Genomic DNA, 13,508 nt, shown 5'->3' with positions numbered 1-13,508 from the left:
ACTCTTTGCCTGGCTTGCACGAACACCATGACCGAGAACGACTATACCCTCGCCTGGGGCCTGTACGCCCTTGCCGCCCTGGGCTGCCTGCTGGTGGGCTTCAAGCTCACGGGTTGGATGTGGCGCTGGCTGCGCGAACCGCTGCGGGTGATCCTGGCGGTACTGCTGCTGACCCCGACCATCGTCGACCCGGTCAAGGACAGCTTTGCCCCGGCCATCGCCATTACCGCCCTGGACGTGGCCTTCAAGGTCGGCAACAACGCCTGGCGCGCGGTGTCCGATTTTGCCATGTACGGCATGATCGCCTTTGGCCTGTACTTGCTCTTCGTGCTGGTGCGCTGGCCGCTGGAAAAACGTGCCCGTGAGCGCCGCGAGCAAGCCGAAGCCGCGGCCAAGCGCCAGGCCGCCGAAGATGACGAGGTCCGGGTCGACGCCCCGCTGGCGGCCGAGCGCCGCGACCGTTACCGCAACGATCCACCCCCTGCCGCGCCTGCGGGCGGCGGTCGGGTCGAGCCTCGCCTGTAATCGGAGACACGCGCATGTGCGAACTGCTGGGCATGAGTGCCAACGTCCCCACCGACATCGTTTTCAGCTTCACCGGCCTGATGCAACGCGGCGGCCGCACCGGCCCGCACCGTGATGGCTGGGGTATCGGCTTCTACGAAGGGCGCGGCCTGCGCCTGTTCCAGGACCCGGCCGCGAGCAGCGAGTCGGAAGTCGCCAACCTGGTGCAGCGTTACCCGATCAAAAGCGAAGTGGTCATCGGCCACATTCGCCAGGCCAACGTCGGCAAAGTGTGCCTGTCCAACACCCACCCGTTCGTCCGCGAAATGTGGGGCCGCAACTGGTGCTTCGCGCACAACGGCCAGTTGGGCGATTTCAAGGGTGAAGCGACCTTCTATCGGCCCGTGGGCGATACCGACAGCGAAGCGGCCTTCTGCGACCTGCTCAACCGCATCCGCGCGGCCTTCCCAGAGCCGGTAGCCGTGGAACAGCTGCTGCCAGTGCTGGTCGAAGCCTGTGCCGGCTACCGTGGCAAGGGCGTGTTCAACTGCATGCTCAGTGACGGCGACTGGTTGTTCTGCTTCTGCTCGACGAAGTTGGTGCACATTACCCGGCGCGCACCCTTTGGTGCGGCACGGTTGAAGGATGTCGACCTGATCGTCGATTTTCACACCGAAACGACCCCCAATGACGTGGTCACGGTGATTGCCACCGAGGCCCTGACCGAGAATGAGACCTGGGCGCGTTACGCGCCGGGCGAGTGGGCACTGTGGCGGCACGGAGAGTGCGTTTCGCAAGGCCAGAGCTAAGGACGGTGCATGTTCAGAAGTTACCTGCGGTTGTTGCTGTTCACCTTCGGCCTGCTGGCCGGTATCCAGGTTCCGGGGCTGGTCAATGACTACACCCAGCGGGTCGAGGCGCACCTGTTCGAATCGCGTCAGGCGCTGGATGGCTTCAAGCAGACGGCCGAACGCTTCTTCAATGGCGACCTCCAGGCGCTGCTGCGGCATTACCGCAGCAGTGATGACCCGGTGTTCAACAGTGATGCCAACAGCATCGAAAGCCTGATGATCCGCAACGAACTGCTGGAAAACGAATGGCAGGCGTTGCAAGGGTCGTGGGTGAGCCGTACCTGGCATGTGTTGGTACAGCCGGACCCGCAAATGCGTGAAGAAACGCTCAAGGGCTACAGCTACCAGATTCTGCTGGTGCCAGAGGCGGTTGGCTGGGGCATTGGTGCCGGGTTTGTGCTGGCCTTTGTGGTCGAGAGCCTGTTGCTGGCGCTTGGCTGGGTGATCATGGGCGGGCGGCGCCGGGTGGTGAAGGAAAGCTGGCGCTGAGTCATGTAGCGCCTGTGCGGGCCTCTTCGCGGGGCTAGCCCGCTCCCACTGCTCCCAGGCTCAGTGGGCAGCCTGTGGGAGCGGGCTTGCCCCGCGAAAGGGCCGGTAAAGGCAGCGATAATCCCTAGACCAGCACAATCCGTTGCCCACCCACATCCTGCGCATACCGCTCAAGCACCTGCCGGCACACCTCGACCACCTCATCCACCAATGCCACCCCAGTCTGCCAGGCCACCACCAGCTCCAGGCTGGGTGGTGGTTGCAGCCCTTCCAGCAGCACCAATTCCCCCAAGCCTAGCTCCGCATCCACCAAGGCTGGTGGCAGCGCACCCACCGCAAAGCCGTCGCGCAATAGCCGGGTAATCGCTGCCACCGAGTTCACGCAGTTCAAGCGCGGTGTTTGCACCCCGGCACCTTGCAACAGGCTGAGCACCTCCTGGTGCGGCCTCGAGTTTTTCGAAAAGGTCACGATGCGCTCGCGGCCCAGTTCCGCCAGCGAGGCGTAATCACGGTGCTGGAGCGAGCCTGCGGCCACGATCCAGCCCATCGGGTAACGCGCCAGGTCCAGGCTGCGGATCGACTGTTCACGCAACAGGTCGGTCTGCAGGATCACATCCAAAAAGCCCTTCTGCAGCTGTTCGCGCAGGTTCAGCGCGGTATCGGCCACCAGCTCGATCTCTACCTGCGGGTAGCGCTCGGTCAACGCCGCTACCAACGCGCTCATCCAGGTATGGATCACCGTGTCCATCACCCCGATGCGAATGCGCCCGACCTTGGCCCGGTCGCTGTCCAGCGATTGCTTCATGGCCTTGGCGGTGTCGAGCATGCGCTCGGCGTATTCCAGCACCTTGCTGCCCTCCGGGGTCAGGCTGACGCCGCGCGAGTCGCGCAGCAGCAGTTTGACGCCCAGGTCGGCTTCCAGCGCGGCGATGCGGCTGGAGACCGAGGCCTGGGTGGTGAACAGCTTTTCTGCGGTCAGGCGGAAGCTCTTGAGCCGGGCGACCCAGACGAAAGTTTCGAGGAAACGAAGGTTCATGATCAGTTTTTCTTGTTCCAGACCGGCGGTTTTTCTCGTTGGACGCACCTGGCGCGGTCTCTGAACAATGATGCCCAGGCCGCGACGCAATAGGTCGCCCCATAAAACAATACCAACAAGCCGAGGCAAGCATGAACCCCACCGGCGTGCAGCAGCAGGTCGCTTCACCTTCTTCGACCGGGCCTTTCGCCTGGTACCGCGACATCGACAAGCAGCAACGACGCACCTTCTGGAGCTGCAAGATCGGCTATGGCCTGGACGGCATGGACACGCAGATGCTCAGCTTCGTCATCCCCACGCTGATCATGCTGTGGGGCATCAGCACCGCCGAGGCCGGGCTGATCCATACCAGTACGTTGATCGCGTCTGCCATCGGCGGCTGGGTCGCCGGCATCCTGTCCGACCGTATTGGCCGGGTCCGCACCTTGCAGCTCACGGTGCTGTGGTTCGCGTTCTTCACCTTCCTCTGCGGCTTCGCGCAAAACTACGAACAGCTGCTGATTGCCCGTACCCTGATGGGCTTCGGTTTTGGCGGTGAATGGACCGCCGGCGCGGTGCTGATCGGCGAAGTGATCCGCGCCCAGGACCGTGGCAAGGCGGTGGGCATGGTGCAGTCCGGTTGGGCCATCGGCTGGGGCCTGACCGCAATTCTGTACGCGCTGCTGTTCTCCTGGCTGCCGGCCGAGCAGGCCTGGCGCGCGCTGTTCTTGTTGGGGCTGGTGCCGGCCGTGTTCGTGATCTTCGTGCGCCGCCTGGTCAAGGACCCGGAGGTGTACCGCCAGGCCAAGGCGGCTGAGGCGGTCGAAGCACCGTCGCACTTCTACGAAATCTTCGCCCCCGGCATGCTCTGGACGACCGTGCGTGCCTCCTTGCTGACCACCGGAGCACTGGGCGGTTACTACGCGATCACCTCGTGGTTGCCGACCTTCCTCAAAAACGAGCGCGGCCTCAGCGTGCTGGGTACCGGTGGCTATTTGGCGATGGTGATCGTCGGTTCCTACATCGGCTATGTGGTCAGCGCGTACCTGTCCGACCTGCTGGGCCGCAAGAAGAACTTCATCCTGTTCGCCGTGGGCTCGTTCATCATCGTGCTGCTGTACACGCAGGTGCCGGTCAGCGATGGCGTGATGCTGTGGCTGGGCTTCCCGCTGGGGTTCTTCGCCTCGGGCATCTTCAGTGGCATGGGCGCGTTCCTGACCGAACTGTTCCCCACCCGCATTCGTGGCTCGGGGCAGGGCTTTTGCTACAACATCGGCAAGGTCATCGCCGCACTGTTCCCCTTGCTGATCGGCGTGCTCAGCCAACAGGTGCCACTGGGGTTGGGGATTGGTGTTTTCTCGGCTGTCTCGTACGGCGTGGTAATCCTGGCAGCGCTCAGCCTGCCGGAAACACGCGGCAAACACCTTCAGGCGCGGTAAGGTAGGCCTATGAACAGCGACAAGGGAGTCTGTGTGGTGGAACGCCTGCTTCTCAATTGTGACATGGGCGAGAGTTTTGGCAGCTGGCGCATGGGCCTGGATGCCGAAGTGATGCCGTTTATCGATTGCGCCAACATCGCCTGCGGCTACCACGCCGGCGACCCCAGCATCATGCGCCGTACTGTGGAGTTGGCACTGGCCCATGGCGTAACTATCGGCGCGCACCCGGCCTACCCAGACCTGGTCGGCTTCGGCCGCCGCTCCATGGCCTGCAGCCCGGAGGAAATCCGCGACCTGCTGCACTACCAGATCGGTGCGCTGGACGGCATCTGCAAGGTGCTTGGTAGCCGGGTGGCCTATGTCAAACCCCATGGCGCGCTGTACAACGACATGATGGCCGACCCGCTCAAGTTGCGCGCAGTGCTCGAAGCCGTGGCGGCCTATGACAGCGGCTTGCCGTTGATGCTCATGGCCACCGCCGACGACAGTGCGGCACAGGCCCTGGGGGAGGAGATTGGCGTGCCGCTGTGGTTCGAGGCCTTCGCCGACCGCGCCTACACCGCCAGCGGCCATCTGGTGTCGCGGCGCCTGCCTGGCGCTGTGCATCACGACCCGGCGCTGGTGGTCGAACAGGCCTTGCGCCTGGCCCGTGGCGAAACCCTGGTAGCGGACGATGGCAGCGCGCTGCGCCTGCGCGCCAGCACCCTGTGCGTGCACGGCGACAACGACAGTTCAGTGGCAGCGGTGCGGCAGATCCGCCAGGCCCTCGATGCGCTGGAGCACGCATGAAATTGCGCATTGAAGTGGTCGCCTTCGATAGCCTGATGGTGCGCCTGTTCGACACCATCGATGAAGCCAACATGCCGTGGATGCTCGCGGCCAGCCAGCGCTTGAGTACCGCGTTCGGGAAGCACCTGGTGGACTTGGTGCCTTCCTACACCACGCTGATGGTGCAGTTCGATCTGCCGCCTGGGCAGGCGAGGGCGCTGATCACCCAAGCGCTGGAGGGGCTGCAGCCGGACACCGGCAGCGGTGGCCGTCGGCATGAGATTCCGGTGTGGTACGACGCCAGTGTCGGCCCTGAATTGCCCGTATTGGCGGCGCGCACCGGCCTGAGTGAGCAAGCGGTGATCCGCCTGCACAGCGAGCGCGAGTACCCGGTATTCGCCCTCGGCTTCGCCCCAGGCTTCGGCTTCATGGGGCTGGTGGACGAGCGGCTGGCATCGCCGCGCCTGAGCACCCCGCGCAAGCGTGTGACGGCGGGCAGCGTGGGTATCGCCGAGCGCCAGACCGCCGCTTACCCGGCGGTATCGCCGGGCGGCTGGAACCTGATCGGGCGTACCCCGGTGCGCCTGTTCGACCGTGAACGCGAAGGCTACAGCTTGTTGCAACCGGGTGACCGGGTGCGTTTCGTGGCGGTTTCCCACGCCGAGTTCAGGGCGTTGGGGGGGGATGACAGCCCACTGGAGGCGCAGGCATGACGCAGTTGAAGATCGAGGCCAGCACTGCGCTGTGCCAATTGCAGGATGCCGGGCGGTTTGGCGTGCGCCACTTGGGCGTGACCCAGGGCGGGGCCCTGGACTGGGTGGCGATGAATTGGGCCAACTGGTTGCTGGGCAACCCGCTGGGTGCGCCAGTGATCGAGGTGGCGTTGGGCGGATTCAGCGTGGTGGCGGAGCAGGATTGCGTCCTGGCCTTGGCGGGCGCCGACCTGGATGCGCGGGTCGATGACCAGCCCCTGGCGCCTTGGCGCAGCTTTACCCTGGCCAATGGCCAGCGGCTGACGTTGAGGCAGCCCAAGCAGGGCGTACGCGCTTATCTTGCCGCGCCTGGCGGGTTCCAGGCCGAGGCAGTGCTGGGCAGTTGCGCCACCGTTGTACGTGAAGAGCTTGGCGGCATCGATGGGCGAGGGGACGCGCTTGGCAAAGGTCAGGGGCTGACATTTGCCGGTTCATCCCCGGCCTTGCGCGAAGTGCCTGGGGCGTTGCGGCCTGTGTATTCGGCGAAGCCTGTGCTCGACCTGGTGATGGGCGCGCAGATCGGTGACTTCAGCGGCATGAGCCTGTTTGAAGCGTTCAACAGTGACTGGACGTTGGACAGCCGAGCAGACCGCATGGGGATTCGATTGCTTGGGCCACAGCTGGTTTACCAGGGCGCGCCGATGATCTCCGAAGGGATTCCGCTGGGCGCGGTGCAGGTGCCGCCAGATGGGCAGCCGATCGTGCTGCTCAATGACCGGCAGACCATTGGCGGGTATCCGCGGCTGGGGGCGTTGACGCCGTTGGCGCTGGCGCAATTGGCGCAGTGCATGCCGGGGGCGGTCGTCAGGTTTCAAGCGGTCGTGCAGGATACCGCGTGGCAGGCACATCGTGATTATCTGAAGCGTTGGTGCTGATGAGCAGCCGGTAAAGATCAACGCAGTGCAGTCGTAACAACCAACGCGGAGCTGTTAATTTTGCCAGTTGTAGGCGCGTTGCGATGTTGCGAACATTGCCCTTCATTGCTTGGCAATGCTCCACTGCTGGAGGTGGCTCATCTTTAAGAAAACATTTTTCTATGCGGGAAAACGACGACACTGCGAGCTGCATGACTCGGGGAGCATTTTATACTTTGGTACCGATACGGTGCCTTTGGCTATCCGGTCTTCTGCCAGTTTCAAGCTTGAAATATTGTGCCTTGCAGTCGACCGTTCCCGCTCAGTCCTGGGGGCGTATCAAACAGGTGGCGTGAAAGCAGCATACTCGGTTTATGGCGATCATTCCCGACACGAGTCCGCCTATCCACAGGCATTCAATGGTGAACATCTGGATGAAAACCTGCGCGGTTATCACTTGGGTCGCGGTTACCGGTTCTACGACCCTCTGTTGATGAGGTTCTTCACTGCAGATGCAGAAAGCCCCTTCGCCCAAGGTGGTATCAATGCCTATGCCTACTGTACCGGAGACCCGGTAAACAGAGTTGATCCCAGCGGGCGAGGATATACGCTTGTAGACCTGGCACATTGGGCAAATTCAAAAATCCAGCGAAATGTTTTTCCTGCGGGGACAAAAGCACCTTTCTCGAACTTGGGTATCGACAGCGGCTTCAACGGTTACGCCGTTGAAGCTCGCTTCAAAAGCGGTGATGTCGGGCCTGTGGTTGAGCGCTTGCTTCCTGGAAATTTCGAACCTTTGATCAAACGTTACCCTGGTCAGGCAGACGCCATCATGATCAATATGACAGAGCGTGCGCTGAAACGAATAACGGGGAAAGTCACAGTCCAAAGCGCATTTGTCGAAAAACGCTTTCGTCAAGGAATGACGAAACTAGATGGTGATATGGTGATGTACCTGACAGATAACGGTATTCCTTCCCAAAGGTTCGCGGAGGTACGTCAGTCCCTAAAAGTCGGGGATAGTCAGCTCAAAGAAGAAGTTATACATATTTTCAAGGAACGGCTTGCAAACATAAGGGATGGCAAGCCGTTGATCGAAAAGGATTGGCACGCTGGCTTCTGGAATGAGCGTTACACACCTTAGCTGCGCATGCAGGTGAGACGCAGCCAGGCTACGTGTTTACTTGGAGAGATACCGCATCCCATCCTCCAACCCCTGCAAGGTCAGCGGGTACATCTTGTCCTCGATCAAATCCCGCACCAGGTGCGTAGACGCCGTGTAGTCCCACGCCTGCTTCGGGTACGGGTTGATCCAAATGATCTTCTTGAATTTCTCCATGAAGCGCTGCATCCACACATACCCGGCTTCTTCGTTCCAGTGCTCGACGCTGCCACCAGGCTGGGTGATCTCGTAGGGCGCCATGGCCGCATCGCCGACGAACACCACTTTGTAGTCATCGCCGTACTTGTGCAGCAGGTCGAAGGTGGAGAACCGCTCCGAGGTGCGCCGTAGGTTGTTCTTCCACACCGACTCGTACACGAAGTTGTGGAAGTAGTAGTACTCCAGGTGCTTGAACTCGGTCTTGCAGGCCGAAAACAGCTCTTCGCAGACTTTGACGTGGGCATCCATCGAGCCACCGATGTCGAACAGCAACAGCAGCTTGACGGTGTTGCGCCGCTCCGGGCGCATCTGGATGTTCAGCAACCCGGCGTCGCGTGCGGTGTGGTCGATGGTGCCGTCGATATCCAGCTCTTCGGCAGCGCCTTCACGGGCGAACTTGCGCAGCCGGCGCAAGGCCAGCTTGATGTTGCGCGTGCCCAGTTCGACTTGGTCGTCGAGGTTTTTGTACTCGCGCTGGTCCCACACCTTCACCGCCTTGCCCTGGCGCTTGCCAGCCTCGCCCACGCGGATGCCTTCGGGGTTGAAACCGCCTGAACCGAATGGGCTGGTGCCGCCGGTGCCGATCCACTTGTTGCCGCCGGCGTGGCGTTCCTTTTGCTCTTCGAGGCGTTTCTTGAATTCCTCGATCAGCTTGTCCAGGCCACCCAGCGACTGGATTTGCGCGCGTTCTTCATCGGTGAGCGAGCGCTCGAACTCCTTGCGCAGCCAGTCTTCGGGGATCAGCGCTTCAAGGTGGCGGTCGAGGTTTTCCAGGCCCTTGAAGTAGGCCGAGAATGCTCGGTCGAATTTGTCGAAATGCCGCTCGTCCTTCACCAGGATCGCCCGTGCCAGGTAGTAGAACTCGTCCATGTCGGCGAACACCACGCGTTTTTGCAGGGCATTGAGCAGGTCGAGCAGTTCGCGTACCGACACCGGCACCTTGGCCGCGCGCATTTCGTTGAACAGGTTGAGCAGCATGGCCGGCCCCTCAGCGGTTGCCGCGCCGGCTCATGAACGCCAGGCGCTCGAGCAATTGAACGTCCTGCTCGTTCTTCACCAGGGCGCCCGCCAGGGGTGGGATGGCCTTGGTCGGGTCACGCTCGCGCAGCACCGCTTCGCCGATGTTGTCGGCCATCAGCAGCTTGAGCCAGTCGACCAGCTCGGAGGTGGAGGGCTTTTTCTTCAGGCCCGGCACCTTGCGCACGTCGAAGAACACGTCCAGCGCCTCGCTGACCAGCGATTGCTTGATGTTCGGGTAGTGCACGTCGACGATCTGTTGCAGCGTGGCGCGGTCGGGGAAGGCGATGTAGTGGAAGAAGCAGCGGCGCAGGAAGGCGTCGGGCAGTTCTTTTTCGTTGTTCGAGGTAATGATGATGATCGGGCGCTGCTTGGCCTTGATGGTCTCGTCGGTTTCGTAGACATAGAACTCCATCTTGTCGAGTTCTTGCAGCAGGTCGTTGGGGAACTCGATGTCGGCCTTGTCGATTTCGTCGATCAGCAGGATGACCCGCTCTTCAGCCTCGAAGGCTTCCCAGAGCTTGCCCTTTTTCAGGTAGTTGCGCACATCGTGGACTTTTTCGGTGCCCAGCTGCGAATCGCGCAGGCGGCTGACCGCGTCGTACTCGTAGAGGCCCTGGTGGGCCTTGGTGGTGGACTTGATGTGCCAGGTGATCAGCCGGGCGCCGAAGGAGGCCGCGAGCTGTTCGGCGAGCATGGTCTTGCCAGTGCCCGGTTCGCCTTTGACCAGCAGCGGGCGTTCGAGGGTGATGGCCGCGTTTACCGCCAGTTTCAGGTCGTCTGTGGCGACGTAGTCGCGGGTGCCTTCGAACTTCATGGGAGTGTCCTCTGCGGGTGGCTGGGCCGGCCTTTTCGGGGGGCAAGCCCGCTCCCACAGGAGCACCACAAGCCTTGAGAACTGTGGTATCCCTGTGGGAGCCGGCTTGCCGGCGATAGGGCCATGACAGCCAGTACCTATTTTTGATTTGTTACCGACTATAACGCGGGGCTCGGCGCCTGCAAACGCAGACCGGGTATTCAGTCCCTGAATGCCCCGTCACGCGCTTTCAGTCGGACTTTGGCGCAGGCTGCTCATACCGGGCATTGAACGCCTGGACAAAGCCATTGCGCAGGATCTGCAAAAACGCCTCGAAGGCACTGACATCCTGCTTGTGCACGCTGCCACTAAGCTCCACCCGGGTGGCGAACTGGTTTTTCGGCTGGTTTTTCAACACCGATTCGGTGCCCCCCACCAGCGCCTCCCACACCGAGCGGAAAAAGCCCTTGTCCTTGTTCTGCACGTCTTGCTGCCAGTTGAACACATCGACATCGCGCAGCAACGGCTTGATATAGCCCGTAAGCCGGCCCTTCTCAGCCTGGGCTTCGATCACCAGGTCGCCATGCCCGGCATTGAAGTCGAACTTGCCATAAGCGCTGGCAAAGTCATTGAGCTTGCGCAACTGAATATCGGAGGCGCGCAGGCGGAATTCGAAGTCGTCGAAGTCGCTGAACGGGTCGAAGGTAGCGCGGCTCTCCACCTTGGCATCCCCGAACAACACGGCATGGGCGTCGAAACTGGCGTCGCGCCGGCCTTTTTCGTTGCGCACGTTGGTCAGGTTACGAATGCTGGCGTCGAGCCGAGTGGCCTTGAGGTTGACGGGGGGCTTGGAGGTGAAGTTGCGAAAGGTCAGCACGCCGTCTTCAATGCGCACTTCGTTGAGGGTGATCGGCAGCAGTTTTTCCAGTTGTTGACGCCAATCGGTGCCGCGGCCGGTCTGTGACGCCTGCTTGCTGCCGCCGTCGACAAAGTTCAGCGCTGGCCGCACGAAGGTCACCTCGGCCACTACGGCGCGGTCGTGCCACAACGCGTGCCAGCTCACCGACAGGTCGATCAAGGGCGCATCGAGCAGCGGCACCGGGACCTTGCCGCTGGTCTTGACGATCTTCAGGCCGTTGATCTGGTAAGCGCCGCGCCACCAGGCCAGGTCGACGTCGACGACCTGGCCGCGGTAGTCACCCATGTCGGCCAGCTTGTCGTTGAGGTAGTCGCGCACCAGGTAGGGCAGGGCCAGGTGCAGGGCCACCAGCAGCACGACCAGGCTGGCCAGGCCGACCAGCGGCCAGCGGTAGCGACCTTTCATCGAAGGTTCTCCTAGGCTGGATGTGCGGTTGACCGCAGCCGCCGCCTGGGAGTTCGAACAGGCTTTACGGGCCAACGGGGCAGGCTTACCCTTGAAGTCTTTCCCTGCATCTTCATGTTCAAGGACCCCTGCCATGAGCCGTATCTACGCAGACAACGCCCATTCCATCGGTAACACACCGCTGGTGCAGATCAACCGCATCGCCCCGCGTGGGGTGACCATCCTGGCCAAGATCGAAGGGCGCAACCCGGGCTATTCGGTCAAATGCCGGATCGGCGCGAACATGGTCTGGGACGCCGAAAGCAGCGGCAAGCTCAAGCCTGGCATGACCATCGTCGAGCCCACCTCGGGCAACACCGGCATTGGCCTGGCGTTCGTTGCCGCCGCCCGTGGCTACAAGCTGATCCTGACCATGCCGGCCTCGATGAGCTTGGAGCGGCGCAAAGTGCTCAAGGCCTTGGGTGCCGAATTGGTGCTGACCGAGCCGGCCAAGGGCATGAAGGGCGCCATCGAGAAGGCCAACGAAATCGTCAACTCCGACCCGGCCCAGTACTTCCAGCCAGGCCAGTTCGAAAACCCGGCCAACCCGGCAATCCATGAAAAGACCACCGGCCCGGAGATCTGGAACGACACCGACGGCGCCGTCGATGTACTGGTGGCCGGTGTGGGCACTGGCGGTACCATCACCGGCGTTTCGCGCTACATCAAGCAGACCCAGGGCAAGTCGATCCTCTCGGTGGCGGTGGAGCCGGTGGCCTCGCCGCTGATCAGCCAGACCCTTGCCGGTGAAGAACTCAAGCCCAGCCCGCACAAGATCCAGGGCATTGGTGCGGGCTTCGTGCCGAAGAACCTCGACCTTTCCATGGTCGACCAGGTCGAGACGGTGACTGACGAAGAGTCCAAGGCCATGGCCATTCGGCTGATGCAGGAAGAGGGCATTTTGTGCGGTATTTCCTGTGGCGCAGCGATGGCGGCGGCAGTGCGCCTGGCCGAAAAACCAGAGATGCAGGGTAAGACCATCGTCGTAATCCTGCCCGACTCTGGTGAGCGTTACCTGTCGAGCATGCTGTTCAGCGATATGTTCAGCGAGCAGGAAAACCAGCAGTAATCGCCTCGTCCTCTGATCAGGCGCAACACTCGGCAATCCGGTTTATTGCAGAATCTTCATGAATGAGATCCCGCCCAGGTTGTTTTTACCGGGGCGGGATGGGTTTATGATGGCCGGATGATTTTTTCGGGAGCAGGCGGCGCAGGCCTGCTTCCTTTCCAAGGAGTGTTGCATGACCTTTTCCTTTGCAGCCAAGGCGGGTGTCCTGCTGGTGTTTTTCGGCAGCGTGCTGTTCGTGCACCTGCGCGGCAAGGCGCGCCTGCCGGTGTTGCGCCAGTTCGTCAACCATTCGGCGCTGTTCGCCCCCTATAACGCCTTGATGTACCTGTTTTCTGGCGTGCCGTCCAAGCCGTACCTGGACCGCCAGCGCTTCCCTGAGCTGGATGTACTGAAGGACAACTGGCAGGAAATCCGTGAAGAGGCCATGCGCCTGTTCGACGAGGGCTATATTCGCGCAGCTGAAAAAGACAACGACGCCGGCTTCGGTTCGTTTTTCAAGAAGGGCTGGAAGCGCTTCTACCTGAAGTGGTACGACAAACCGCTGCCGTCGGCCGAGGCCTTGTGCCCGCGCACCGTCGAGCTGGTCAGCAGCATCCCCAACGTCAAGGGCGCGATGTTCGCCTTGCTGCCCGGTGGCAGCCACCTGAACCCGCACCGTGACCCGTTCGCCGGCTCTTTGCGCTATCACCTGGGCTTGTCCACGCCCAATTCCGACGACTGCCGCATCTACGTCGATGGCCAGGTGTATGCCTGGCGTGACGGCGAGGACGTGATGTTCGACGAAACCTACGTGCACTGGGTCAAGAACGAGACCGACGTCACCCGCGTGATCCTGTTCTGCGACATCGAACGCCCGCTGAGCAGCCCGCTGATGACCCGCATCAACCGCCAAGTCAGTGCCTTCCTCGGCCGCGCCACCGCGCCGCAGAACACCGACGACGAGCGCGTCGGCGGGATCAACCAGGCGTATGCCTGGAGCAAGCGTTTCAGCAACAAGATCAGCAGCCACGTGAAGCAGTTCAAGCGCGCCAACCCCAAGGCCTACCGCATTCTGCGGCCGGTGTTGGCGGTGGTGGTGGCGTATCTGTTGTACCGCTGGTTGTTCTGATTGCTAATTGCCCGCAGCGCCAGGTGTTCCTGGCGCTTGCAGACGACCCTTTTTCGGGGTTTATAGTGAATTATAGATCGATTATAGAGCCATTATAGATAG

General features: G+C 61.8%; 14 protein-coding genes. 10 read left to right on the top strand and 4 right to left on the bottom strand.

Annotated features, from left to right (window positions below; all coding sequences use genetic code 11):
- The first annotated feature begins 27 nt into the window (after positions 1-27).
- Genes D886_RS0114435 through D886_RS0114425 form a run of 3 tightly spaced genes read left to right on the top strand, consistent with a single transcriptional unit; the run spans position 28 to position 1,844 of the window.
- A complete protein-coding gene (locus tag D886_RS0114435; RefSeq protein WP_027594602.1) occupies positions 28-525 on the top strand; it encodes a hypothetical protein in 498 nt (165 codons plus the stop codon).
- Positions 526-539: 14 nt separating this feature from the next.
- Positions 540-1,313, top strand: coding sequence for a class II glutamine amidotransferase (locus tag D886_RS0114430; RefSeq protein ID WP_027594601.1), 774 nt, complete (start codon positions 540-542; stop codon positions 1,311-1,313).
- Positions 1,314-1,322: 9 nt separating this feature from the next.
- The gene (locus D886_RS0114425) at positions 1,323-1,844 is read left to right on the top strand and encodes a DUF2937 family protein (protein WP_027594600.1); all 522 of its coding nucleotides are present in this window, start codon (positions 1,323-1,325) and stop codon (positions 1,842-1,844) included.
- Positions 1,845-1,968: 124 nt separating this feature from the next.
- Here D886_RS0114425 and D886_RS0114420 read toward each other — a convergent pair whose 3' ends face one another.
- Positions 1,969-2,880 carry a LysR family transcriptional regulator gene (locus D886_RS0114420; RefSeq protein WP_027594599.1) on the bottom strand — a complete coding sequence of 304 codons (912 nt, stop codon included), beginning with the start codon at positions 2,878-2,880 and terminating at the stop codon, positions 1,969-1,971.
- A gap of 131 nt (positions 2,881-3,011) precedes the next feature.
- Here D886_RS0114420 and D886_RS0114415 point away from each other — a divergent pair, with 131 nt between their 5' ends.
- The 5 genes from D886_RS0114415 to D886_RS27855 all read left to right on the top strand — a co-directional run bounded on the left by D886_RS0114415 (position 3,012) and on the right by D886_RS27855 (position 7,816).
- Positions 3,012-4,298: an MFS transporter gene (locus tag D886_RS0114415; protein WP_027594598.1), complete on the top strand. Its 1,287-nt coding sequence runs from the start codon at positions 3,012-3,014 to the stop codon at positions 4,296-4,298.
- A gap of 9 nt (positions 4,299-4,307) precedes the next feature.
- Positions 4,308-5,087, top strand: coding sequence for a 5-oxoprolinase subunit PxpA (locus tag D886_RS0114410; RefSeq protein WP_027594597.1), 780 nt, complete (start codon positions 4,308-4,310; stop codon positions 5,085-5,087).
- Positions 5,084-5,779, top strand: a complete 696-nt coding sequence (gene pxpB, locus D886_RS0114405) for a 5-oxoprolinase subunit PxpB (protein ID WP_027594596.1) — start codon at positions 5,084-5,086, stop codon at positions 5,777-5,779. The genes D886_RS0114410 and pxpB overlap by 4 nt, the downstream gene beginning before the upstream one ends.
- Positions 5,776-6,693 carry a biotin-dependent carboxyltransferase family protein gene (locus D886_RS0114400; RefSeq protein ID WP_027594595.1) on the top strand — a complete coding sequence of 306 codons (918 nt, stop codon included), beginning with the start codon at positions 5,776-5,778 and terminating at the stop codon, positions 6,691-6,693. Before pxpB ends, D886_RS0114400 begins: the two co-directional genes overlap by 4 nt.
- A 331-nt stretch (positions 6,694-7,024) precedes the next feature.
- The gene (locus D886_RS27855) at positions 7,025-7,816 is read left to right on the top strand and encodes an RHS repeat-associated core domain-containing protein (protein ID WP_256215091.1); all 792 of its coding nucleotides are present in this window, start codon (positions 7,025-7,027) and stop codon (positions 7,814-7,816) included.
- A gap of 36 nt (positions 7,817-7,852) precedes the next feature.
- Here the strand turns inward: D886_RS27855 and D886_RS0114385 are convergent, their stop codons facing one another.
- The 3 genes from D886_RS0114385 to D886_RS0114375 all read right to left on the bottom strand — a co-directional run bounded on the left by D886_RS0114385 (position 7,853) and on the right by D886_RS0114375 (position 11,190).
- Positions 7,853-9,031: a VWA domain-containing protein gene (locus D886_RS0114385; RefSeq protein WP_027594592.1), complete on the bottom strand. Its 1,179-nt coding sequence runs from the start codon at positions 9,029-9,031 to the stop codon at positions 7,853-7,855.
- A gap of 10 nt (positions 9,032-9,041) precedes the next feature.
- Positions 9,042-9,887: a MoxR family ATPase gene (locus tag D886_RS0114380; protein WP_027594591.1), complete on the bottom strand. Its 846-nt coding sequence runs from the start codon at positions 9,885-9,887 to the stop codon at positions 9,042-9,044.
- 229 nt (positions 9,888-10,116) lie between these two features.
- A complete protein-coding gene (locus tag D886_RS0114375; RefSeq protein WP_027594590.1) occupies positions 10,117-11,190 on the bottom strand; it encodes a DUF748 domain-containing protein in 1,074 nt (357 codons plus the stop codon).
- 133 nt (positions 11,191-11,323) lie between these two features.
- Between D886_RS0114375 and cysK the strand changes: the two genes are divergently transcribed.
- Together cysK and D886_RS0114360 are read left to right on the top strand one after the other, a co-directional pair.
- The gene (gene cysK, locus D886_RS0114370; RefSeq protein ID WP_027594589.1) at positions 11,324-12,298 is read left to right on the top strand and encodes a cysteine synthase A; all 975 of its coding nucleotides are present in this window, start codon (positions 11,324-11,326) and stop codon (positions 12,296-12,298) included.
- 172 nt (positions 12,299-12,470) lie between these two features.
- Positions 12,471-13,406 (top strand): aspartyl/asparaginyl beta-hydroxylase domain-containing protein, encoded by a 936-nt coding sequence (locus D886_RS0114360; RefSeq protein ID WP_027594588.1) that lies wholly within the window; start codon positions 12,471-12,473, stop codon positions 13,404-13,406.
- The last annotated feature ends 102 nt before the right edge of the window (positions 13,407-13,508 follow it).

Origin of the sequence: Pseudomonas sp. LAIL14HWK12:I7, from assembly GCF_000483465.1 — a bacterium.
Classification (GTDB): domain Bacteria; phylum Pseudomonadota; class Gammaproteobacteria; order Pseudomonadales; family Pseudomonadaceae; genus Aquipseudomonas; species Aquipseudomonas kermanshahensis.
This window is presented reverse-complemented; position numbering and strand designations above follow the sequence as displayed.

Coding starts and splice junctions, on each gene's coding strand:
- D886_RS0114435 (WP_027594602.1), top strand. CDS start 28: ATGACCGAGAACGACTATACCCTCGCCTGGGGCCTGTACGCCCTTGCC.
- D886_RS0114430 (WP_027594601.1), top strand. CDS start 540: ATGTGCGAACTGCTGGGCATGAGTGCCAACGTCCCCACCGACATCGTT.
- D886_RS0114425 (WP_027594600.1), top strand. CDS start 1,323: ATGTTCAGAAGTTACCTGCGGTTGTTGCTGTTCACCTTCGGCCTGCTG.
- D886_RS0114420 (WP_027594599.1), bottom strand. CDS start 2,880: ATGAACCTTCGTTTCCTCGAAACTTTCGTCTGGGTCGCCCGGCTCAAG.
- D886_RS0114415 (WP_027594598.1), top strand. CDS start 3,012: ATGAACCCCACCGGCGTGCAGCAGCAGGTCGCTTCACCTTCTTCGACC.
- D886_RS0114410 (WP_027594597.1), top strand. CDS start 4,308: ATGAACAGCGACAAGGGAGTCTGTGTGGTGGAACGCCTGCTTCTCAAT.
- pxpB (WP_027594596.1), top strand. CDS start 5,084: ATGAAATTGCGCATTGAAGTGGTCGCCTTCGATAGCCTGATGGTGCGC.
- D886_RS0114400 (WP_027594595.1), top strand. CDS start 5,776: ATGACGCAGTTGAAGATCGAGGCCAGCACTGCGCTGTGCCAATTGCAG.
- D886_RS0114385 (WP_027594592.1), bottom strand. CDS start 9,031: ATGCTGCTCAACCTGTTCAACGAAATGCGCGCGGCCAAGGTGCCGGTG.
- D886_RS0114380 (WP_027594591.1), bottom strand. CDS start 9,887: ATGAAGTTCGAAGGCACCCGCGACTACGTCGCCACAGACGACCTGAAA.
- D886_RS0114375 (WP_027594590.1), bottom strand. CDS start 11,190: ATGAAAGGTCGCTACCGCTGGCCGCTGGTCGGCCTGGCCAGCCTGGTC.
- cysK (WP_027594589.1), top strand. CDS start 11,324: ATGAGCCGTATCTACGCAGACAACGCCCATTCCATCGGTAACACACCG.
- D886_RS0114360 (WP_027594588.1), top strand. CDS start 12,471: ATGACCTTTTCCTTTGCAGCCAAGGCGGGTGTCCTGCTGGTGTTTTTC.